At 53.6% G+C, this 20260-nt stretch carries 24 protein-coding genes and 1 pseudogene; 10 read left to right on the top strand and 15 right to left on the bottom strand.

Going from position 1 to position 20260, the window contains the following annotated elements:
- Positions 1-204 precede the first annotated feature (204 nt).
- Positions 205-735: pseudogene (locus IPM89_12740) on the top strand (formylglycine-generating enzyme family protein).
- A 9-nt stretch (positions 736-744) separates the two neighbouring features.
- Here IPM89_12740 and IPM89_12735 read toward each other — a convergent pair.
- The 4 genes from IPM89_12735 to IPM89_12720 form a co-directional block, all read right to left on the bottom strand.
- Positions 745-1296 carry an IS630 family transposase gene (locus tag IPM89_12735; protein QQS55917.1) on the bottom strand — a complete coding sequence of 184 codons (552 nt, stop codon included), beginning with the start codon at positions 1294-1296 and terminating at the stop codon, positions 745-747.
- Entirely contained in the window at positions 1296-1580 is a 285-nt protein-coding gene (locus IPM89_12730) for a helix-turn-helix domain-containing protein (protein ID QQS53714.1), read from the bottom strand. Before IPM89_12730 ends, IPM89_12735 begins: the two co-directional genes overlap by 1 nt.
- A 61-nt stretch (positions 1581-1641) precedes the next feature.
- Complete coding sequence (locus tag IPM89_12725; protein ID QQS53713.1) at positions 1642-2748, bottom strand: IS4 family transposase; 1107 nt, start codon at positions 2746-2748, stop codon at positions 1642-1644.
- A gap of 451 nt (positions 2749-3199) precedes the next feature.
- On the bottom strand, positions 3200-3733 hold the full coding sequence (locus IPM89_12720) for a helix-turn-helix domain-containing protein (GenBank protein ID QQS53712.1): 534 nt from the start codon (positions 3731-3733) through the stop codon (positions 3200-3202).
- 25 nt (positions 3734-3758) lie between these two features.
- Here IPM89_12720 and IPM89_12715 point away from each other — a divergent pair, with 25 nt between their 5' ends.
- Entirely contained in the window at positions 3759-4049 is a 291-nt protein-coding gene (locus tag IPM89_12715) for an SUMF1/EgtB/PvdO family nonheme iron enzyme (protein ID QQS53711.1), read from the top strand.
- An 87-nt stretch (positions 4050-4136) separates the two neighbouring features.
- Here IPM89_12715 and IPM89_12710 read toward each other — a convergent pair whose 3' ends face one another.
- The 3 genes from IPM89_12710 to IPM89_12700 form a co-directional block, all read right to left on the bottom strand.
- Positions 4137-4385 (bottom strand): DUF2789 domain-containing protein, encoded by a 249-nt coding sequence (locus IPM89_12710; protein QQS53710.1) that lies wholly within the window; start codon positions 4383-4385, stop codon positions 4137-4139.
- Positions 4386-4447: 62 nt separating this feature from the next.
- The gene (locus IPM89_12705) at positions 4448-5887 is read right to left on the bottom strand and encodes a HAMP domain-containing protein (protein QQS55916.1); all 1440 of its coding nucleotides are present in this window, start codon (positions 5885-5887) and stop codon (positions 4448-4450) included.
- Positions 5884-6594 (bottom strand): response regulator, encoded by a 711-nt coding sequence (locus IPM89_12700; protein ID QQS53709.1) that lies wholly within the window; start codon positions 6592-6594, stop codon positions 5884-5886. Before IPM89_12700 ends, IPM89_12705 begins: the two co-directional genes overlap by 4 nt.
- 137 nt (positions 6595-6731) lie before the next feature.
- On the opposite strand from IPM89_12700, the gene IPM89_12695 reads away from it, so the two are divergent.
- A complete protein-coding gene (locus IPM89_12695; protein ID QQS53708.1) occupies positions 6732-6980 on the top strand; it encodes a hypothetical protein in 249 nt (82 codons plus the stop codon).
- A gap of 244 nt (positions 6981-7224) precedes the next feature.
- A complete protein-coding gene (locus IPM89_12690; GenBank protein ID QQS53707.1) occupies positions 7225-7776 on the top strand; it encodes a hypothetical protein in 552 nt (183 codons plus the stop codon).
- A 284-nt stretch (positions 7777-8060) separates the two neighbouring features.
- Here IPM89_12690 and IPM89_12685 read toward each other — a convergent pair whose 3' ends face one another.
- The 3 genes from IPM89_12685 to IPM89_12675 form a co-directional block, all read right to left on the bottom strand.
- Entirely contained in the window at positions 8061-8345 is a 285-nt protein-coding gene (locus IPM89_12685) for a hypothetical protein (protein QQS53706.1), read from the bottom strand.
- Between the two features lie 62 nt (positions 8346-8407).
- Positions 8408-8599, bottom strand: a complete 192-nt coding sequence (locus IPM89_12680) for a transposase (GenBank protein QQS53705.1) — start codon at positions 8597-8599, stop codon at positions 8408-8410.
- A 67-nt stretch (positions 8600-8666) separates the two neighbouring features.
- Positions 8667-8969, bottom strand: coding sequence for a transposase (locus IPM89_12675; GenBank protein QQS53704.1), 303 nt, complete (start codon positions 8967-8969; stop codon positions 8667-8669).
- Between the two features lie 444 nt (positions 8970-9413).
- On the opposite strand from IPM89_12675, the gene IPM89_12670 reads away from it, so the two are divergent.
- Both IPM89_12670 and IPM89_12665 read left to right on the top strand, forming a co-directional pair.
- Positions 9414-10367: an IS4 family transposase gene (locus IPM89_12670; protein ID QQS53703.1), complete on the top strand. Its 954-nt coding sequence runs from the start codon at positions 9414-9416 to the stop codon at positions 10365-10367.
- Positions 10368-10407: 40 nt separating this feature from the next.
- Positions 10408-11469 (top strand): IS1595 family transposase, encoded by a 1062-nt coding sequence (locus IPM89_12665; GenBank protein ID QQS53702.1) that lies wholly within the window; start codon positions 10408-10410, stop codon positions 11467-11469.
- A 182-nt stretch (positions 11470-11651) separates the two neighbouring features.
- Here the strand turns inward: IPM89_12665 and IPM89_12660 are convergent, their stop codons facing one another.
- Both IPM89_12660 and IPM89_12655 read right to left on the bottom strand, forming a co-directional pair.
- Complete coding sequence (locus IPM89_12660) at positions 11652-12197, bottom strand: helix-turn-helix domain-containing protein (GenBank protein ID QQS53701.1); 546 nt, start codon at positions 12195-12197, stop codon at positions 11652-11654.
- Positions 12198-12335: 138 nt separating this feature from the next.
- Positions 12336-12602 carry a hypothetical protein gene (locus IPM89_12655; GenBank protein ID QQS53700.1) on the bottom strand — a complete coding sequence of 89 codons (267 nt, stop codon included), beginning with the start codon at positions 12600-12602 and terminating at the stop codon, positions 12336-12338.
- Between the two features lie 219 nt (positions 12603-12821).
- On the opposite strand from IPM89_12655, the gene IPM89_12650 reads away from it, so the two are divergent.
- The 3 genes from IPM89_12650 (at position 12822) to IPM89_12640 (ending at position 14554) form a co-directional block, all read left to right on the top strand.
- Entirely contained in the window at positions 12822-13280 is a 459-nt protein-coding gene (locus IPM89_12650) for a DUF1254 domain-containing protein (protein QQS53699.1), read from the top strand.
- Positions 13281-13336: 56 nt separating this feature from the next.
- Entirely contained in the window at positions 13337-14155 is an 819-nt protein-coding gene (locus IPM89_12645; GenBank protein QQS55915.1) for a neuromedin U, read from the top strand.
- 129 nt (positions 14156-14284) lie between these two features.
- Entirely contained in the window at positions 14285-14554 is a 270-nt protein-coding gene (locus IPM89_12640) for a hypothetical protein (GenBank protein ID QQS53698.1), read from the top strand.
- Positions 14555-14766: 212 nt separating this feature from the next.
- Here the strand turns inward: IPM89_12640 and IPM89_12635 are convergent, their stop codons facing one another.
- The gene (locus IPM89_12635) at positions 14767-15027 is read right to left on the bottom strand and encodes a hypothetical protein (GenBank protein QQS53697.1); all 261 of its coding nucleotides are present in this window, start codon (positions 15025-15027) and stop codon (positions 14767-14769) included.
- Between the two features lie 27 nt (positions 15028-15054).
- Here IPM89_12635 and IPM89_12630 point away from each other — a divergent pair, with 27 nt between their 5' ends.
- The gene (locus IPM89_12630; protein ID QQS53696.1) at positions 15055-16755 is read left to right on the top strand and encodes a mechanosensitive ion channel family protein; all 1701 of its coding nucleotides are present in this window, start codon (positions 15055-15057) and stop codon (positions 16753-16755) included.
- 388 nt (positions 16756-17143) lie between these two features.
- Here the strand turns inward: IPM89_12630 and IPM89_12625 are convergent, their stop codons facing one another.
- Together IPM89_12625 and IPM89_12620 are read right to left on the bottom strand one after the other, a co-directional pair.
- Positions 17144-19129 (bottom strand): mechanosensitive ion channel family protein, encoded by a 1986-nt coding sequence (locus IPM89_12625; GenBank protein ID QQS53695.1) that lies wholly within the window; start codon positions 19127-19129, stop codon positions 17144-17146.
- Between the two features lie 3 nt (positions 19130-19132).
- Positions 19133-20095 (bottom strand): TAXI family TRAP transporter solute-binding subunit, encoded by a 963-nt coding sequence (locus IPM89_12620; protein QQS53694.1) that lies wholly within the window; start codon positions 20093-20095, stop codon positions 19133-19135.
- Between the last annotated feature and the right edge of the window lie 165 nt (positions 20096-20260).

Genomic DNA, 20260 nt, shown 5'->3' with positions numbered 1-20260 from the left:
GCTCGTCGGGGTCGGTGGCGTGCCGCCCGTCTGGCGGCCACTGCCCCAGTAGGCGTACCTCGATACCCCATCAACCGGCGTAACCTCGATTCCGTCACCGATTTCCCTATGGATAACCGGTCCATCCGCCCAGTCACGCCCTGAATCTGATTACGCGGGGTAACCTCTGGCGCCAATCACAGTTTTATGAAACATTCGGGCTAGATGGGGGCGGCGGCCCTGCCGTTCAAGATGTGTGTAATGGACAGCCTCAAGGATGGTGGTCAGGAACCGGTGATGGTGGTGATTCCCGGTGGACGTTTCCTGATGGGTTCGCCGCCAAACGAGCCGGGGCGAGGAGACGATGAACGCCAGCATGAGGTCGAAGTCGCGCCGTTTGCAATAGGCAAATATGAAGTAACCTTCGAAGAGTACGACCGTTTTGCTAAAGCAACGGGACGCGACAAGCCGGCTGACATAGGTTGGGGCCGGGGGCGGCACCCGGTCATCAACGTGACTTGGTCCGACGCAGTGGCCTATACAGAGTAACTGTCGCGGCAGACGGGCCAGACTTATCGCCTGCCGACCGAAGCCGAATGGGAGTACGCGGCGCGAGCGGGGACGACGACCCCGTTCTATTTCGGGACCACGATCAGTACCGAACAAGCCAACTACGATGGCAATTACACCTATGGCGGGGGGCAAAAAGGCGTGTATCGGCAAAAGACCGTCGAGGTTGGTCATACCGATTACTAATAGATTTTACTACTTTAGTGCAGATAAAATAAAATCAAAACTGGTCAAAGAAACCACTTCGCTTGGGAGAAGCGATTGAATGAGTTCATCCACTTTTTTACGTAGTTCATCTAGGGTTTTTAAATTGATCCAACACAATTGATCTTTCATTGATTGCCAAACACGCTCAATGGGGTTCACATCGGGACTGTAAGGCGGTTGGAATAATAAGACGACATTATCGGGGATTACAAGTTTTTTGGCATAATGAAAGCGACCGTTATCCAATTGAATTACGTTGAGGCTGTGCGGATAAGTTTTAGAAAATTCATTCAAAAACCACTGAAAGCAATCAGCATCCAAATGGGAAAATTCTAAAAAGAAGTTTTCGCCACTCAGTGGCTCAATGGCACCATAGAGCCAAAATGATTGAAAGGTCCATTGAACTGGACCAACTGGCTTAATCCCCAATGCGGTGATGACCCGCCGGGTGATCGTTTTTAATCCAAAGCGACTTTCATCTTGGCACCAATACCGTAAAGGCCGGACCGCTTCATTTTCAACTTGCTGAAAAATATCAATTAATTCAAGTTGTCGTGGAAGTTTTTTTTAAAAGAAACCACCGCCTCTTCATGGCGATGAACGCTCGTTGGCCGCGCCACTTTAAGTTTTGCTTTGAGTTGATAACGAACGACTTGATGCACTGTTGAATAAGGAATATCGACCTCGTATTCCTGGAGAAGCCACTGCTGGATTTGTCCGTAACTATGAAATCCATGAGTCGGATCGTCCAGACGGCGCTGGAGTGCCTCTCTCATAGCTTCGGTAATTCTCGAACGACGGCCGCCATGATAATTCCACTGCAACAGCCCGATTAAGCCTTGGGTACGATCATTGTACAGGACAAAATCATCTAACCAAATGAATTTACGTTAAAATTCTGCCGGGTGGCGTATTGGTTAGAGGTAGAAAACAGCGATTTTGAGGGCTCGATCCCAACCGTTTAAAGAGCGACTCCAGTGCCTGATGAAAAGCGTATTGCCGGGCGGATTCTTGGTGATGAAATAAACAACTTCTCAAATAATCTAATCCATAGCGAAAAAGACTTTGGGTGGGACGGCCATGTTTTTTGATCTTGATCGGTTTAATTTCATGGCGCCATTCACCAATAATATGCGCCCAACTAAATGCAATAGCGAGAAAAGCCATCCATTTTTCAAGTCGCTGGGGGTCAGTTATATGGGTGGATTCCAGATCGAATCCCCGAGTTTTTAAGCAAATGAAAAGCGTTTCGATCGGCCAGCGTTCCTTATAATTTTCCAACGCGGTTTCCGGTTGTTCTTGCGTTGCGAGAATAACGAATTCACCGTTGGCCATTTTCAGACCAATCACATAAAGAGAGTGCCCCCACACGGTTCGTTGGCCCGATAAAACCAGAGCGCTGCCACGGGGTAGGCCTCGAAAAAGATTTTCGGCGGAGACGGGGACCCCTCGGGAGTTAGAGATTTGCGTATTCTTTTTGATGCGTATTACGAATTTAATTTGATTTTCAATAAGATAACCAAACCATTGAATCCCAATAAACTCGCGATCCGCAAACAAGCAGGCGATCATTTGCGGGCCGAAAATCGTAAGGAATCGATTCATTAATGCTATTCTTTCTTGGGTATTTGAGTTGCCTTTTTTATCTAAAGCAACCCATAGTATAGGAAAAGCAGATCCGCGATAGACGACTCCTAAAACAAGGTAATTGATATTGACATCACCATATTTCCAATTGGTTCTATCGAGTGTCAATTTGAACTGAAGCACAGGAATGAGACTGGCAATGAACCGGGCGACTTGATTCAGATCTAGAGAAAATTGACAAAAAAGTCGTTGAAGGCGTTTGTAATGAGAGGCCGGTTGCGCACGCCCAGGAAAGGTGACAGCAATCTTTGCGAGATTGACCGTTCCCATCTGGATGATTCCGATAATTAAATAGACGATGCAAGAGATACGCGCTCGGTTCCAGTGAAAATGATGATGAAGCATTTCTGCAAAGTGCCGGGTATTAAAAAAGGGGAATTCACGGAATTAACCTCGCCTGTTTTAGAATTAATGTTATCAATCAATTAGTTATGATAACAGCAACCTCGCGATCCTACTACCCTCAAAATAGCTGTTATTTTTTATCTTAATTTTCAGCAAGTTATTTTTGTCCTGTACAATGGGGTACGATATACTTTGAGCCACTTGACAATGACGGATTTCGATCGCCCTAAATGATCGGCTAACTCTTGTAAAGAATGAAAAATTTCACTTTTAATCCAATATAGAATTTGTAATCGCTCTCGAAACTTGGCGTGAGTTTGTTCATTCATTATGCGCTTTAGTTCTTCGGAGGATTCGTGGATTTCGACTTGTAATGAGCGGCTCATGACTGGATCAATAAAAGTAGGTTAAATGAGTATGATAACAAAATCTAATCGTAAATGGTATAAATTCATTTGGTTAGATGATTTTGTCCTGTACAATGAGTTGTCGTGGAAGTTTTTTTAAAAGAAACCACCGCCTCTTCATGGCGATGAACGCTCGTTGGCCGCGCCACTTTAAGTTTTGCTTTGAGTTGATAACGAACGACTTGATGCACTGTTGAATAAGGAATATCGACCTCGTATTCCTGGAGAAGCCACTGCTGGATTTGTCCGTAACTATGAAATCCATGAGTCGGATCGTCCAGACGGCGCTGGAGTGCCTCTCTCATAGCTTCGGTAATTCTCGAACGACGGCCGCCATGATAATTCCACTGCAACAGCCCGATTAAGCCTTGGGTACGATATACTTTGAGCCACTTGACAATGACGGATTTCGATCGCCCTAAATGATCGGCTAACTCTTGTAAAGAATGAAAAATCTCACTTTTAATCCAATATAGAATTTGTAATCGCTCTCGAAACTTGGCGTGAGTTTGTTCATTCATTATGCGCTTTAGTTCTTCGGAGGATTCGTGGATTTCGACTTGTAATGAGCGGCTCATGACTGGATCAATAAAAGTAGGTTAAATGAGTATGATAACAAAATCTAATCGTAAATGGTATCAGTTTCCGGCCAACGCTTGGGGACTGCACGACATGCACCGCAATGTCTGGGAATGGACCGGTTCGGAATATAACGAGGACTATGGTGGCGCTGAATTGCGTGGTGTCAGCGACCCCAGTTCCAGCGCCCGGCGCGTGCTTCGGGGCGGTGGCTGGTACGTCAACCCGGAGGACGTCCGGTCGGCCAACCGCATCTGGGTCGCCCCCGGTGAAGCGGACAACTTCCTGGGCTTTCGTCTCGCCAGGGCCCTCTGACCCTTTGCGCTTTGGGCTTTTGCCCTTTGCCGGGATCCAGGGGGCGAAGCCCCCTAACCGTTTTTTTTGGGCGGGTGGAAACCGGATTCAGGACGCTTCCGGCGCGGGGCGGAGCAGGGCGTCGAGTTCGTCGACCTGTTCGGCCCAGTCCGAGTCTTCCGCGATCGCCTGCGCCAGGAACTCGGCCTGGACCGGGTGCCACCAGGGTGCTTGATGCAGCGGGACCTTGGGGTCGAGTGGCCGGTGCCAGTGGATGAAGGTCTTGATGGCGTTCGCGTCGGCGGGTAGACCCAGTTGCTCGAACAGCGTGCTCAGATTATGTGCCGTGGTGTCCATGCGCTCCTCCCGAGAGTTGGGTTTGGACAGCTTCGCCTGTACAAGAAGTATAGGCGCATGGGTCAGCGCGGGAGTTCCAGTATCGCTTCCAGCCCACCTTGCGGATGATTGCGCAGCTTCAGGTCGCCGCCGTGGGCACGGGCGATGTTGCGGGCGATGCTCAGACCCAGACCGGCGCCGCCGGTGTCCCGACTGCGCGAGCTTTCCAGCCGGTAGAACGGTTCGAAAACCCGTTCCAGCTCCGTGCCGGGGATACCCGATCCATGATCGCGGATCGTCAGCGTCAAGCGTTGTGGCGTGTCCCGTACCGTGATATCGGCGCGCTGACCGTATTTCAGGGCGTTGTCCAGCAGATTGGTCAGGCAGCGCTTTAGGGCCAGCGGTCGGCAACGCAACGGCTGGCGGGCCGTGCCGGTGATGCCTACCTCGTTGCCGGCATCCTCCGCATCCTCCTGCAACGATTCCAGCAAGGCGTTGAGATCCATCGACGCGATGGGTTCGCCGTTCTCGCCGCCGCGCAGGAAATCCAGCGACGCCTGCGCCATGTGCTGCATGTCGTCCAGATCGGCCTGGAATTTCTCCCGCAGCGGCGAATCGTCCAGCAGTTCGGCGCGCAGCCGCAAGCGGGTGATCGGGGTTTTGAGGTCGTGGGACATCGCGGCGAGGATGCGGTCGCGATCCTCGATGTAGCGGATCAGCCGATCCTGCATGGTATTGAAGGCGGCGGCGGCGCGGCGGACTTCCAGCGGCCCGGATTCGGCCAGCGGCGGGCGGCGAATGTCGCGGCCCAGTTCGGCGGCGGCGTTGGCCAGCACGGTCAGCGGCCGGGTCAGGGCGCGCACCGCCAACGCCGCCAGCACCGCGACCGACACCAGCAACACCAGCAGGATCAGCAGCAGGCGCGTCGGCCAGGCGATGACTTCTTCCGGCAGCACTTGCTGGAAGGTGACCACAGTCTTATCGTTCAAGCGCACCTGCACCACGAAATTGCGCAAGCCCAACATCATCGCGCGCCGCCAGCGGCGCGGTGGGCGATCGGCCTCCCCGGATGGCGGCGGCGGCCGGTTGCTCCAGTCGCGTGGCGGCCGGTGCGGGGCACGCCAGGTCGGCCGGTCGGTGATGGGCGGGGGCCAGTCGTCGGCGATTTCGACCTGAAACAGCCGGTCCGGGCCGAGCTGGCGGCGCAACAGGGCGCGGAACAGCGTGGTGTGGTAGCGCTCGTCCATCGTCGCTTGCTCGGACCAGGGCAGGTCGAGGCTGAGGCGGGTGGGTGGCAGGTCCAGCGCCGTCACCAGGCGGCGGCGTTCAGCCTCGTCCAGCGTGTCCAGCAGGCCGACGATGGCGGCGATGCGCTGGGCGATGTGGCCGCCGATGGCGTGGGAGAGTGCCTGTTCGCGGTCTTGCAGCAGAATCCCGGCGCTCAACAGTTGAGCGAGCACCAGACCGCCAGTCAGGAATAGCAGCAGCCGACCGAACAGGGATTGCGGCAATAGACGCATCAGAACTCCCGGCTGACGTGGGCCGCCAGCAGATAACCTTCGCTGCGAACGGTCTTGATGATGACCGCTTCGCGCGGGTCGTCGCGCAGCCGTCGGCGCAATCGGCTGACCTGTACGTCGATACTGCGGTCGAACGGCACGGCCTCGCGGCCCTGGGTCAGGTCCAGCAACTGATCACGGTTCAGCACTCGCTGTGGATGCTCCAGAAACACTTGCAGCAGCCGGTATTCGCTGGCGCCCAGCGGCACCCGCACCTCATCGGGCGCGATCAGTTGCCGGCTGGCCACATCCAGGCTCCAGCCGGCGAAATGGAAGCGCTTGGGTTCACCCGGTTCGCCGGGGGTGTTACGGCTGCGTCGCAGGACCCCCTTGATTCGGGCCAGCAGCTCGCGGGGGTTGAACGGTTTGGACAGATAATCGTCGGCGCCCATTTCCAGCCCAACGATGCGGTCGGTGTCGTCGCCGCGCGCGGTCAGCATGATGATCGGGATCTGCGAGCGGGCGCGCAGGTTGCGGCACAGCACCAGTCCGTCGTCGCCGGGCAGCATCAGGTCGAGGACGATCAGATCGACCGGCGCCTGCTCCAGCGCCGCCCACAGCCCCCGGCCATCGGCCGCGCCGCTCACTCGGAAGCCATTGCGGCTCAGATAATCGGCCAGCAGTTCGCGCAAGCCGGGATCGTCGTCCACGATGAGAAGGTGATCGTTCATGGCATCGGTTGTGATGGTGAGGAATAGCGGGATTGGAGGCGGTTTGCCAAACTGAAGTTTCATCGAGCCCGTGACTTGCCGGTCCGACAGTGCAAACACCGTTCGTGCCGCGCACAACGGGTTCACGAGGAAGGAATATGCCGAATACCGTGAAAAAACTCACGCTATACGATGATCTGTTGGCCCTGCCGGGCCACATGGTGGGCGAGATCATCGACGGACTGCTCCGCATCCAGCCCCGGCCGGCCGGGAAGCACACCTTGGCGCATTCGGAACTGATCGTTGAGTTGGGTGGCCCTTTCGACCGTGGCCGCGCCGCCATTCGCCACCATTCGCCACCGTTCCGTTCGTGTTGGCCTTGCCGCTGGGCTGGTCCGCCGAATTGACATAAGTTCCAGGAAAGGTGGTGGCGATCTTTTCGAGATTGACCGTTCCCATCTAGGTGATTCCGATAATTAAATAGACGGTGCAATAGCTATAAGCTCGATTCCAGTGAAAATGATGATTAATCATTTCCGCGAAGCGCCGGATATTAAAAAAGGGGAGGCGCTTACTGCCATCGAAACACCCGTTATTTTATATTTTCAGTAAGTTATTTTTATTCTGTGCAATGCAGTATAATTACTGCATATGATCTCGGCAATCAGTTTAATGATGGGTAAAACCGTGGAACTCCATGTGATTGAGCTAGAAACGCACCGTATTCTCGAGCAGGCGACAAGAGAGCTGGCGGAGGTTGAATCCGAACGCAACATTATCCGACAGGCATGGGTTTTGCATAAAAATGCGCTTAATAACTATAAAAAAATGCATGATGTTGCAAAAAATCATCTTCCAGAATTGCTGGCTCATCTCTGGATCACTAAAGTGATGGGAGACACAAAAAAAGAAGAGCTGGCCCAAGCGGAAGTTGATACGGCTCAGAAAATGATCGACCGATACTTGGCGACAGAGCAACTTGCGGCCGATACCCGCCTCGGTTTGGAGGCGCGTATAAATGAATTGGACAAGCGGCTGCGAAATGCGAAGGATGAGTCGCCGGTGGCCAGGCGTAACAACGCGCAGAATGTGCTGGCTAAGATCGAGCTTTATCGCCGTGAAGGGCCAAGACATGCTGAGTCATTGGCTTTTCTGGTAGCCATGCTCGGCTTACGTTTTGATGTTCCAGCAAGCGCAAAATAGATACATGGCAATGCTGAAGTTCCGGATAAAATAACAGCAGTTCCCGGCCTCTTTTTAAAGTAAACTGATTTTTAATGATAATTCTCTCAGTGTAACTATAATTACACATAAAAAAATTCATTTTAAATCAATTGCAAATCAAGATAGCGGGAATTTCTGATAAAATAAAAAGTCTAGGTGTATCATGTTGTCACCTGTCAGTTCCTCATGATCGTGCAGACATGGTGGAAGAATGCTAAGAAGCTGTATCATTGTACAGGACAAAATCATCTAACCCAATGAATTTACGTTAAAATTCTGCTGGGTGGCGTATTATTGGTTAGAGGTAGAAAACAGCGATTTTGAGGGCTCGATCCCAACCGTTTAAAGAGCGACTCCAGTGCCTGATGAAAAGCGTATTGCCGGGCGGATTCTTGGTGATGAAATAAACAACTTCTCAAATAATCTAATCCATAGCGAAAAAGACTTTGGGTGGGACGGCCATTTTTTTTGATCTTGATCGGTTTAATTTCATGGCGCCATTCACCAATAATATGCGTCCAACTCAATGCAATAGCGAGAAAAGCCATCCACTTTTCAAGTCGCTGGGGGTCAGTTATATGGGTGGATTCCAGATCGAATCCCCGGGTTTTTAAGCAAATGAAAAGCGTTTCGATCGGCCAGCGTTCCTGATAATTTTCTTTTGCGTATTCTTTTTGATGCGTATTACGAATTTAATTTGATTTTCAATAAGATAACCAAACCATTGAATCCCAATAAACTCGCGATCCGCAAACAAGCAGGCGATCATTCGCGGGCCGAAAATCGTGAGGAATCGATTCATTAATGCTATTCTTTCTTGGGTATTTGAGTTGCCTTTTTTATCTAATACCGATTACTAATAGATTTTACTACTTTAGTGCAGATAAAATAAAATCAAAACTGGTCAAAGAAACCACTTCGCTTGGGAGAAGCGATTGAATGAGTTCATCCACTTTTTTACGTAGTTCATCTAGGGTTTTTAAATTGATCCAACACAATTGATCTTTCATTGATTGCCAAACACGCTCAATGGGGTTCACATCGGGACTGTAAGGCGGTTGGAATAATAAGACGACATTATCGGGGATTACAAGTTTTTTGGCATAATGAAAGCGACCGTTATCCAATTGAATTACGTTGAGGGCTGTGCGGATAAGTTTTAGAAAATTCATTCAAAAACCACTGAAAGCAATCAGCATCTAAATGGGAAAATTCTAAAAAGAAGTTTTCGCCACTCAGTGGCTCAATGGCACCATAGAGCCAAAATGATTGAAAGGTCCATTGAACTGGACCAACTGGCTTAATCCCCAATGCGGTGATGACCCGCCGGGTGATCGTTTTTAATCCAAAGCGACTTTCATCTTGGCACCAATACCGTAAAGGCCGGACCGCTTCATTTTCAACTTGCTGAAGAATATCAATTAATTCAAGTTGTCGTCATTGTACAGGACAAAAATAACTTGCTGAAAATTAAGATAAAAAATAACAGCTATTTTGAGGGTAGTAGGATCGCGAGGTTGCTGTTATCATAACTAATTGATTGATAACATTAATTCTAAAACAGGCGAGGTTAATTCCGTGAATTCCCCTTTTTTAATACCCGGCACTTTGCAGAAATGCTTCATCATCATTTTCACTGGAACCGAGCGCGTATCTCTTGCATTGTCTATTTAATTATCGGAATCATCCAGATGGGAACGGTCAATCTCGCAAAGATTGCTGTCACCTTTCCTGGGCGTGCGCAACCGGCCTCTCATTACAAACGCCTTCAACGACTTTTTTGTCAATTTTCTCTAGACCTGAATCAAGTCGCCCGGTTCATTGCCAGTCTCATTCCTGTGCTTCAGTTCAAATTGACACTCGATAGAACCAATTGGAAATATGGTGATGTCAATATCAATTACCTTGTTTTAGGAGTCGTCTATCGCGGATCTGCTTTTCCTATACTATGGGTTGCTTTAGATAAAAAAGGCAACTCAAATACCCAAGAAAGAATAGCATTAATGAATCGATTCCTTACGATTTTCGGCCCGCAAATGATCGCCTGCTTGTTTGCGGATCGCGAGTTTATTGGGATTCAATGGTTTGGTTATCTTATTGAAAATCAAATTAAATTCGTAATACGCATCAAAAAGAATACGCAAATCTCTAACTCCCGAGGGGTCCCCGTCTCCGCCGAAAATCTTTTTCGAGGCCTACCCCGTGGCAGCGCTCTGGTTTTATCGGGCCAACGAACCGTGTGGGGGCACTCTCTTTATGTGATTGGTCTGAAAATGGCCAACGGTGAATTCGTTATTCTCGCAACGCAAGAACAACCGGAAACCGCGTTGGAAAATTATAAGGAACGCTGGCCGATCGAAACGCTTTTCATTTGCTTAAAAACTCGGGGATTCGATCTGGAATCCACCCATATAACTGACCCCCAGCGACTTGAAAAATGGATGGCTTTTCTCGCTATTGCATTTAGTTGGGCGCATATTATTGGTGAATGGCGCCATGAAATTAAACCGATCAAGATCAAAAAACATGGCCGTCCCACCCAAAGTCTTTTTCGCTATGGATTAGATTAAGGGGGTGTCCATCTGAGTGCGGTAAGCACAAAATGTAGGGATGACGAAGCAGCTTCCTGCCTCTGCTCTCCAGGGCGGTCACGATTACCCGCGTGACTATGCCGAGTTGTGCGCGTGGTTTCCCGATGATGACGCCTGTCTCGACTATCTTGATTGGCTGCGCTGGCCAGACGGTTTCGTTTGCCCGCGCTGCGGAACCACCAAGAGTTGGCGGATGAGTGACGGGCGGTTTTGGTGTGAACGCTGCAGGCGTCGTGTGTCGGTGACCACGGGGACGATCTTCCACCGCACTCGTACACCGCTGACGGTTTGGTTCGCTGTTGCCTGGTACATGACCTCGGCGAAGAATGGGGTTTCGGCCAAGACGCTTCAGCGCCTGTTGGGCTTCGGCTCCTACCAGACGGCGTGGACGATGCTGCACCGCTTTCGCACGGCGATGGTTCGTCCAGATCGCGATCGCCTGAGCGGTGAGGTGGCAGTTGATGAAACCCTGGTTGGCGGTGAAGAACATGGCGGCAAGCGTGGCCGTGGTGCGGGACGCAAGTCGCTGGTTGCGGTCGCCATCGAGCTGCGATCTCCCAAGGGCTTCGGACGGGTACGGATGCTTTGTGTTCCTGATGCGTCGGGCGCAAGTTTGGTGCCATTCGTCTGCGATGCCGTGGCGCGCGGGGCCACCGTGTTGACCGATGGCTGGAGTGGCTACCACGATCTCGCCACTCACGGATTGATTCATCGACGGACTATCGTCTCCGATAGCGGTGATCCTGCTCACGTCTCCATGCCCGGTGTCCACAGGGTGGCTGCCTTGCTCAAACGATGGCTTCTCGGCACCCACCAAGGCGCCGTCGAGTCCGATCATCTGCAAGGCTACCTTGACGAGTTTGCGTTTCGATTCAATCGGCGTCATTCTGCATTTCGTGGACTGTTGTTCCGGCGGCTCCTCGAACAAGCCGTGCAAACAGGTCCCATGACCTACCGCTCGCTGGTGGCAAACCCATCGCCGAAGCTCATCCCCCCGTGCCCGCTGTCAGCGCATCATCTGAGCCCGGCGTCGCTTGCTGTCACCTCGTCAGTTCGCCCGTGGCGAGACCACAACAGGTAGGGATTACCGCACTCAGATGGACACCCCCTTTAGATTATTTGAGAAGTTGTTTATTTCATCACCAAGAATCCGCCCGGCAATACGCTTTTCATCAGGCACTGGAGTCGCTCTTTAAACGGTTGGGATCGAGCCCTCAAAATCGCTGTTTTCTACCTCTAACCAATACGCCACCCGGCAGAATTTTAACGTAAATTCATTTGGTTAGATGATTTTGTCCTGTACAATGAGTTGTCGTGGAAGTTTTTTTTAAAAGAAACCACCGCCTCTTCATGGCGATGAACGCTCGTTGGCCGCGCCACTTTAAGTTTTGCTTTGAGTTGATAACGAACGACTTGATGCACTGTTGAATAAGGAATATCGACCTCGTATTCCTGGAGAAGCCACTGCTGGATTTGTCCGTAACTATGAAATCCATGAGTCGGATCGTCCAGACGGCGCTGGAGTGCCTCTCTCATAGCTTCGGTAATTCTCGAACGACGGCCGCCATGATAATTCCACTGCAACAGCCCGATTAAGCCTTGGGTACGATATACTTTGAGCCACTTGACAATGACGGATTTCGATCGCCCTAAATGATCGGCTAACTCTTGTAAAGAATGAAAAATCTCACTTTTAATCCAATATAGAATTTGTAATCGCTCTCGAAACTTGGCGTGAGTTTGTTCATTCATTATGCGCTTTAGTTCTTCGGAGGATTCGTGGATTTCGACTTGTAATGAGCGGCTCATGACTGGATCAATAAAAGTAGGTTAAATAAGTATGATAACAAAATCTAATCATAAATGGTATAAAGCAACCCATAGTATAGGAAAAGCAGATCCGCGATAGACGATTCCTAAAACAAGGTCATTGATATTAACATTACCCTATTTCCAATTGGTTCTATCGAGCATCAATTTGAACTGAAGCACAGGAATAAGACTGGCAATGAACCGGGCGACTTGATTCAGGTCTAGAGAAAATTGACAAAAAAGTCGTTGAAGGCGTTTGTAATGAGAGGCCGGTTGCGCACGCCCAGGAAAGGTGACAGCAATCTTTGCGAGATTGACCGTTCCCATCTGGATGATTCCGATAATTAAATAGACGATGCAAGAGATACGCGCTCGGTTCCAGTGAAAATGATGATGAAGCATTTCTGCAAAGTGCCGGGTATTAAAAAAGGGGAATTCACGGAATTAACCTCGCCTGTTTTAGAATTAATGTTATCAATCAATTAGTTATGATAACAGCAACCTCGCGATCCTACTACCCTCAAAATAGCTGTTATTTTTTATCTTAATTTTTAGCAAGTTATTTTTGTCCTGTACAATAGCTTTGCGAACAAGAACACCTCGTTCGAAACGGACGGCGCAATGAATCTCGATGCGAGAGTGCTGTTCTACTACAACGCCGGTGGCGTGACGCCTGCGATGGCTGTGACTCGCGCGGGAGCAGGTTCTGACTACGCATTGGGTATGCTGGATAGCAACGACAAACCGTTCGACGGTTCGAAGACCTACAAGCTGCACTTGCCGCCGAACGTACCTGTGAACAATTTCTGGGCGGTCACGCTTTACGACACCCAGACCCGCACGCAACTGCAAACCAGCCAGTTATTCCCAACCGTGGGCAGCCAAACCAAAGGGATGAAGAAGAACGCCGACGGTTCCTACGACATCTATTTCGCGCCGGAAGCGCCTAAAGGCGAAGAGGGTAACTGGCTGCAGACGGTTCCGGGCAAGAGCTGGTTCACCATCCTGCGTCTCTACAGCCCGCTGCCGGCCTTCTTCGACAAGTCCTGGCGGCCGAGCGAGATCGAACTGGTTAAGTGAGACGAGAAAGACGTTCCTTAAGACAGCAGCGATAAAAACGTTTTTTGGAGAAAATGATGCAAACGAAAACACCATCCAGGGCCAGTGTGGCCTGGTTTGCCGCCATGCTGTTCACGGCAGCGCCCGCGCACGCCGAATTGAGCGCCGAGGAACTGGCGAAGCTCGCCCAGAACCCGGTGGGCAACCTGATCAGCGTGCCGTTCCAGAACAACACCAATCTCAATTTCGGGCCGGAGAAAGGGACGCAGAACGTCCTTAACATCCAGCCGGTGATCCCGGTCTCGGTGAACGAGGACTGGAACATCATCACCCGCACGATTATTCCGGTGATCTCGATGCCGTCGCTCTATCCGGGCGACGACCGCACCAACGGTATCGGCGATATCCAGTTCACGGCGTTCCTGTCTCCGGCCAACCCCGGTGAGTGGATCTGGGGCGTCGGGGCCATCGCCCAGTTGCCCACCAACAGCAACGCGGAGTTGGGCAACGACAATTGGGGCCTGGGACCCTCGTTCGTGATGCTGCACCTCGATAAGGGCAGTCCGTGGGTGTATGGCGCACTGATCAACAACATCTGGTCGCTCACCAGCGACCAGCAAGGCGGCTCGTACAACAACGGCCTGATCCAGCCCTTTCTCAACTACAACTTCAAGAGCGGCTTCTATCTCACCAGCGCGCCCATCCTGACCGTCAACTGGAAGGCCGACAGCGGTCAGCAGTGGACCGTGCCCCTGGGTGGTGGTATTGGCAAGATTTTTCACTTCGGCAAGCTGCCGGTGAACACGCAGTTGTCGGCCTACTACAACGTGGCCGCGCCGGATGATGCTGCCAACTGGCAGATCCGCGCGCAAGTGCAGTTCATGTTTCCCAAATAGCGGCTGATCGCAATTTGTAGATTCGTGGGTTGGGTTGGCGCGCGGCACGCCAACCCAACCTGCATCCCCAACTTCACAACCTGTTGGGAGCGTTATATTTGAGCAAGGAGCACTTAAGGCTGAATTACTGTGCTCAAGCGCCCCGAGGTGGTGCTACACGCCAACGGCAGCGAAACCGGCATTCGTGACTTCGTGAAGAAGCGCAAGATCAGCGGCGGAACCCGCAGCGACCTGGGGCGGCGATGTCGGGACACCTTCGCCAGTCTGAAAAAGACGTGCCGCAAACTCGGCATCTCGTTCTGGGACTATTGGCAGGATCGACTCTCGCAAACTCACCGCATCCCACCCTTTCCCGATATTGTGCGCCAGCGGGCGCTGGCAGCTCCAAGCTTGCCCTGAGTTATTGAGAAGCTACACAATCGGACTAAACCAGCACCAGACGATTGCATCAGTGGACAACTCCAAGGGCGAGCTGATCGTCATAGCGATGTAATCCAGGAAATGTTATACCAATTCCCGGTAGATTTTGACTTTTTAACTGGTGGGCCAGGATGAAGCGTAGCGCAATCCCAGCAGGCGCGTGGGAAGGTAAAACCTATCGAGAAACGGTATTACAGCCCTACCGAACCCTCGAGACCGCAGCGAAGGCGCATGAAGACAACGATGATGGCAACACGACTCAAGGTTCTGGCATTCGTGCTTGGCTTGCTCGCACTGCCGCAAGGAATGGCGGAAACCGTGATCTCGGCGGAGAATCTCAGCGGCAGCAGTGGCGTGGCGCCCGATCTGGTGGTGTCCCTGACTGAGCTGGACAACCGCATCGTTGCCACCAGGACCCTAAGCAGCGCCAGCAACTGGAACTCCAGCGCCATTGGCAGCTTCAGCAGCTGGCTTGGCGCATGGTCGCCGGCGAAACAGCAGGCCTGGCGCCGGCGGTCGCGCCCGAGAGACTGCTCAGCCTGCGCGACCAGGTGGAGCAGGCGCGGCGCAGCGGTGATCTCACCAGGGAGATGACGGCGGTGCTGACGCTGAACACCGCCATACTGGACGCCGCCTTCGGCCGTTTGCTCGACGCCGTGCCGGAGCAATGGTCATCGTTCGCCCCGGCGTCTACCTTCGAGCGGTCGTTCGCGGCATTTCGCAAGCGCACCCGCTTCAACCCGATCCCCTTCCAGCAGGCTGTCGCCCGTATCCATGCCCTGCCGGCAGCGCAGCGTAGCCCGGACGAGGTCGCGCTGGTCGACGCATACGATGCGTACCAGCAACACACGGGCGCCTATGACACCATCCTCGCATCCCTCCAGGATCTCTTCACCAAGGCCATCAGCGGCGACCCGTTGCTGCGCTGGCTCAACATCGGCGCCCTCATCGAAAGGGTGAACGCCTTGCCGGGCATTGCCGACGTCAATGCAGCGCTGTCCCCATCCCAGCGGCTGACGCTGGGCCAAGTGGTCGCTGCTGTCGTCGTGTTCCTGGCGCTCACCGGCATCGGGTTCCTGTTGCTGCCGCTGCTGGTCAGGCGCATCAGCCGCCCGCTTTCCCGCTCGCGGACGAGTCCCACGGAGGCCCAGCGATTCACTCGGCTGCTGCGACTCTCCTTCGGCAGGCCGCTGCAGGTGCTGCTGTTGTTGTTCGCGCTGGGTTTGGCGGGTCGCATCCTGCTGCTGCGCGAGCCGGATGCCGGCCTGGTGACGGTGTACGACGTCCTGGTCGTGCTCCTCGTCGTCTGGGCCTTGCTTCGGCTCATCGACAGCGTCGTCATCGTGTATTCGGAGCCGCTACACCAGCGCTACCCGAAACTCCGGGGCGAGCTGGTCAACTTCCTGTCCAACCTGACACGCTTCACCATCATCATCGTCACGGCGCTCTACCTGCTACACGACCTGGGCTATGACATCAGCACGCTGCTGGCGTCCCTCGGTATCGGCGGGCTGGCCGTCGCGTTTGCGGCCAAGGAGACCATCGCCAACATGTTCGGCTGCATCTCCATCATCGCCGACGACATGTTCAGTGAGGGGGACTGGATCGTGACCCCCGACGCCAATGGCACGGTCATCGACGTGGGCCTGCGCAGCACCAAGATCCGCACCTTCGACAACGCGATCATCTTCATACCCAATGCCTATCTGGCCGGGGTGGCCGTGCGCAACTGGAGCCGGCGCAAGCTCGGGCGGCGCATCCTGTTCAGCGTCGGACTGGAATACGGCAGCGACATGGCGATGGTGCGCAAGACTGTCGATGACATTCGCGCGATGCTCATCGAGCATCCGGAGACCTCCGACAGCACCACCGACACCTCCCAGTACACCCAGCAGTATCAGACCAGGATCGCCAATGCCCTGGATAGTCAGGGCGTGATGAAGACGTTGCTGGTCTACCTGGACAATCTCGGGGAGAGTTCGATCAACATTATGGTCTATTGCTTCTCCAAGAGCGTCGACTGGGAAGAGTGGCTGAAGGTCAAGCAGGACGTCATTTACCGCTGCTGCGACATCGTCCAGCGCAACGGCCTCAGCATGGCATTCCCGAGCCAGACGCTTTATCTCCGAGGGGACGCGCCCGCACCGGACGCCGCTGGGAAGACGACGGCGAGCCAATGAGGGTAACCGTAAGGATTCGTGCAAAAAAGGGTAACAAGCCTGACTACGGCACTGGTTCAGTATGATTTCGTGTTTGATATCGCGAAGCGCCATCGCGCGGTGAGCGCCATCGCCTCGTAACGACGCAATGATGGGCGATTTCGAAGGCCGAAACGCATGGCCTGGGTTGCGGGTTGCGGTGATGCTGATCGCTTGCGTCGGATGTGATCGAACGACCCGGTCTCTGGCGCGAGATCATGGGCGGGGTCGCGAGACCGCGTCCTTCTTCAACCTTGTCGATCGCGTTCGTTACGACGGGTCTGTGACGGACTTCCCAAACAAGGGTTCCGGATCGGTCCGAACCGGGATGTTCAATGTGGCAAACGTCGCATCGATGGCTGAAATAGCCCTATTTGTCCTCAGCACCGACGATCCTTCTGGTTGCAGGCGCGGCGGCTGACGCCTCAGAGTGCGTAAATTTCCGTTTCGTGTCTTCCCCTCCCTTGGGCGCCGGAGGCACCGACCAAGACCCATCCGAGAGAGCCTTTCGGTGTTTGTAGTTGTAAGCACCCCTCTGCGGATAGTCGAGCATATCTTCCATTTCCCGGCGGAGGCGCGGATCGAACTCGGGGAACGGCAAACGATCGTGTTCCCGCCAGTCCTCCACCTTCGCTTCGGTGTCGCGACCGCGCTCGGCGTCGATGCCGTCGTCGCGCCTGTGATAGTGGGTCTGCGACGGGAAAGCGAAGCCGGTACCGCCATCCTTCACGATGTCGGCGATACGAAGAAAGATGTCCTCCTGGATGGCGAGAAAGGTGTCCTGGTCCTGGCAGCGCAGGTAGGCGAAGATCTCGAGGTCCAGGGAATAGGCGCCATAGCCGACGAACCGCACCCGGGCAGGCGCTGGCGTGACCATGGGGTGACCGAGCAGCATCTTGCGCAGTTCCGCCAGAACGTAGCGGAGTTGTTCCGGGGTGGTTTCGTAGCGGAGTCCCAAAACGGTCTTGAGCAGGCGCTGGTCGCGTGCGGCGAAGTTGTCCAGCTTCATCTGCGAGAATTCGGCGTTGGGGACGGTCACGATGGTCCGCTCCAGCGAGCGAATCCGTGTCGACCGCAAACCGATCTGCTCGACGGTGCCGATCTCATCGCCGTAACGGCAGAAGTCGCCGACCCGCACCGGCCGATCCGCGAACAGGGTCAGACCGCCGATGATGTTCTCCAGGGTCGGCCGGATGGCGAGGGCGATGGCGAGACCGCCGACGCCGAGACCAGCCACCAGCGGGGCGATCGGGATGCCGACGGCTTCCGCCGCGTAGATGCCCAGGTAGGCGAGAACGACCACACTCACCAAGCGAAAAACGACCCTCAGCAAGGCGGCGTCGACTCGACGTTTTTGCATAGGACCCTCTTGACTGAACGCGACGCCGTCGGCGAGCCGACCCGCAACGACGATAACGAACATAGCAAGGCTACCGACTTTCACGACGAGTGCGATGTAAGAAACGACCGCATAGGGGGTTTCGAAGAGACCAATCCCACTGAAAGACGCCAGCCCGAAAAGATGTGCAATGACAAAAGACCCAAGCAGGGCAAGTGGCACGCCAAATCTTAGGGACGGGCGTGAAATTCTGTGTTTTTCATCCCACCGGGTGCCTTGCCGATACGCAAACCGGATCAATATTGCTGAAATGATGAGAAGTAAAAAAACAGAAATCCATTGCCACACCCCTTGTCCAAGAACGATTATTTTCGCCCAATGAGGCAGATGGTCTAGAAAATCTCTTGGCAGCCAGTTGCCAGGACTGTAAAGCATTTCATCGTATAGTCCGACGGACGCTCCCTTTTTGTAGGGAAGATCCCGCGCCAGCTCGTAATAACTACTCAGATTTTCGACCGTTTTTTTCGTAAAGAGAAATTCGCCAGCGTGGGGTCCCTCCGCAATTTTGGCGATCTCGATCTTCGTATTGGGAATAATCCAGCGCACGATTTTCTGTTGCGCAACCTCTTCATCGTCCGGAATGTCTTCAAACGGCGGCAGCTCGACCCGGTCGAGAATTTCCTTGAGCAAAATCATTTTGATCGTCATGGCTGCGCGACGATCGATGGCACGCAACTCGCCGAAGTCAATCGTATCAGCGGCTCGTAAGAGCGGCCTGGCGATATCGGCGTTGGGCTTGCCGCTCCGCCAGGCGTCCAAGGCTGTGTCGATATCGCGCAGGTAGGTTCGCAAGGTGTCGCGCGGGCTCGACGTATCCGCCGAGCGCAATGGATAGGGATCTTCGATCGCGCCAAGGATGGCGCCAAGATCGCTGATTTGCGCGGGCGTTTGAGGCGCGAGAAGCACGAGGATGAAGACCCATACCCAGCGAGACCGCCCGAGGATAATCCTGATCATGTTTTAGTCCGTTCCTCTGAGGCCGACTTCGGAAAAGTACTTCAATGCGCCTTCGTGGAAGGGCACGTCCAGATCCGTCTCGGCCATCTGGTCTTTGGTCAAGGACAAGAACAACGGCGACAGTGCCTGAAGAAGATCCAGGTTTTCGAAGTAGGCCTGGGTGACCTGATAGATCACGTTCGGGTCAACCTTGGCTGACGTCGCCAGCATCGATATCACGCCCAGCGTCGGAGTGTCCTGAGGATTGCCCCGGTAAGTGTTTCCCTTGATCACCGAACTGACGTAGAACGGGTTCTGTCGGGCGAGTTTCTTGATGATTGAACTCGAAACGTCCACCAGTTTTATGTCGCACAGGGTCGCGGCCTCCCTGACCGTCGGGTTGGGATGCCCGATTGTGTAGACGAACGCGTCGAACTCGCCGTCGCAGAGGGCCTCGGCCAAGTTGGCGCCCTTGAACGTGGAGACATCAGTCACTTCCTCGCCCGTCCAACCGTGGGCCTCCATCAACACATCCATGGCATTGCGTCGGCTCGAACCCTCCTCGCCCACATAGACCCGCTTGCCCTTCAGGTCTTCGAACGTATCGATGTCCCGTCTGCCACGGGCGACGACCGTGAAGTACTCGATGTAGAGTCCGAACACCAAGCGCAGATTCTTGAATGATTCCTCTCCCCTAAACGGCCCGTTCCCGTAAAAGGCATTATGCAATGCGTCGGACTGGGCCAGAGCAAGATCGACGTCCCCATCTCGCAGGTCCTTGATGTTCGGGATGGATCCACCGGTGATTTCGACGGTGCAGCTGATGCCGTGAGCGACACGGTTTTCGTTGACGAGCTTGCAAATAGCTCCGCCGACGGGGTGGTAGAGGCCGCCCACCCGGCCGGTCGCGATCGTCACGGTAACCGGATCGTCCGCTGCGCCGACTTCACCGACAAGAGTTATTATGGCGATAAGGACAGCCGCCATGGTCACTCTCACTGCGTGCTTACAACGTGTCATCATCGCTTCGCTTTCTCCGAGGGTCCGAGCTTCTTCGTTTCCCAATAATATCGAATATGGTCCGGTCGGACGAAGGGTTAAACCGAAAGCTCTTTCTGCGGAAGTCCATACGCCAGCTCAACAGTTCAGTGA

The organism is Candidatus Competibacteraceae bacterium, assembly GCA_016699715.1.
Lineage (GTDB): Bacteria > Pseudomonadota > Gammaproteobacteria > Competibacterales > Competibacteraceae > Competibacter.
Note: the sequence above shows the minus strand (reverse complement) of the source record. Positions and strands in the feature narration are given on the sequence as shown.

Excerpts from the sequence above, each read along its gene's own strand:
- IPM89_12630 (QQS53696.1), top strand. The coding sequence starts at position 15,055 with ATGGTCGCCGGCGAAACAGCAGGCCTGGCGCCGGCGGTCGCGCCCGAG.
- IPM89_12645 (QQS55915.1), top strand. The coding sequence starts at position 13,337 with ATGCAAACGAAAACACCATCCAGGGCCAGTGTGGCCTGGTTTGCCGCC.
- IPM89_12650 (QQS53699.1), top strand. The coding sequence starts at position 12,822 with ATGAATCTCGATGCGAGAGTGCTGTTCTACTACAACGCCGGTGGCGTG.
- IPM89_12655 (QQS53700.1), bottom strand. The coding sequence starts at position 12,602 with ATGCTTCATCATCATTTTCACTGGAACCGAGCGCGTATCTCTTGCATC.
- IPM89_12695 (QQS53708.1), top strand. The coding sequence starts at position 6,732 with ATGCCGAATACCGTGAAAAAACTCACGCTATACGATGATCTGTTGGCC.
- IPM89_12665 (QQS53702.1), top strand. The coding sequence starts at position 10,408 with ATGACGAAGCAGCTTCCTGCCTCTGCTCTCCAGGGCGGTCACGATTAC.
- IPM89_12700 (QQS53709.1), bottom strand. The coding sequence starts at position 6,594 with ATGAACGATCACCTTCTCATCGTGGACGACGATCCCGGCTTGCGCGAA.
- IPM89_12660 (QQS53701.1), bottom strand. The coding sequence starts at position 12,197 with ATGAGCCGCTCATTACAAGTCGAAATCCACGAATCCTCCGAAGAACTA.
- IPM89_12725 (QQS53713.1), bottom strand. The coding sequence starts at position 2,748 with ATGCTTCATCATCATTTTCACTGGAACCGAGCGCGTATCTCTTGCATC.
- IPM89_12685 (QQS53706.1), bottom strand. The coding sequence starts at position 8,345 with ATGGCTTTTCTCGCTATTGCATTGAGTTGGACGCATATTATTGGTGAA.
- IPM89_12715 (QQS53711.1), top strand. The coding sequence starts at position 3,759 with ATGAGTATGATAACAAAATCTAATCGTAAATGGTATCAGTTTCCGGCC.
- IPM89_12690 (QQS53707.1), top strand. The coding sequence starts at position 7,225 with ATGATCTCGGCAATCAGTTTAATGATGGGTAAAACCGTGGAACTCCAT.
- IPM89_12680 (QQS53705.1), bottom strand. The coding sequence starts at position 8,599 with ATGAATCGATTCCTCACGATTTTCGGCCCGCGAATGATCGCCTGCTTG.
- IPM89_12635 (QQS53697.1), bottom strand. The coding sequence starts at position 15,027 with ATGGCGCTGGAGTTCCAGTTGCTGGCGCTGCTTAGGGTCCTGGTGGCA.
- IPM89_12670 (QQS53703.1), top strand. The coding sequence starts at position 9,414 with ATGCTTCATCATCATTTTCACTGGAACCGAGCGCGTATCTCTTGCATT.
- IPM89_12625 (QQS53695.1), bottom strand. The coding sequence starts at position 19,129 with ATGATCAGGATTATCCTCGGGCGGTCTCGCTGGGTATGGGTCTTCATC.
- IPM89_12620 (QQS53694.1), bottom strand. The coding sequence starts at position 20,095 with ATGGCGGCTGTCCTTATCGCCATAATAACTCTTGTCGGTGAAGTCGGC.
- IPM89_12710 (QQS53710.1), bottom strand. The coding sequence starts at position 4,385 with ATGGACACCACGGCACATAATCTGAGCACGCTGTTCGAGCAACTGGGT.
- IPM89_12675 (QQS53704.1), bottom strand. The coding sequence starts at position 8,969 with ATGAATTTTCTAAAACTTATCCGCACAGCCCTCAACGTAATTCAATTG.
- IPM89_12720 (QQS53712.1), bottom strand. The coding sequence starts at position 3,733 with ATGAGCCGCTCATTACAAGTCGAAATCCACGAATCCTCCGAAGAACTA.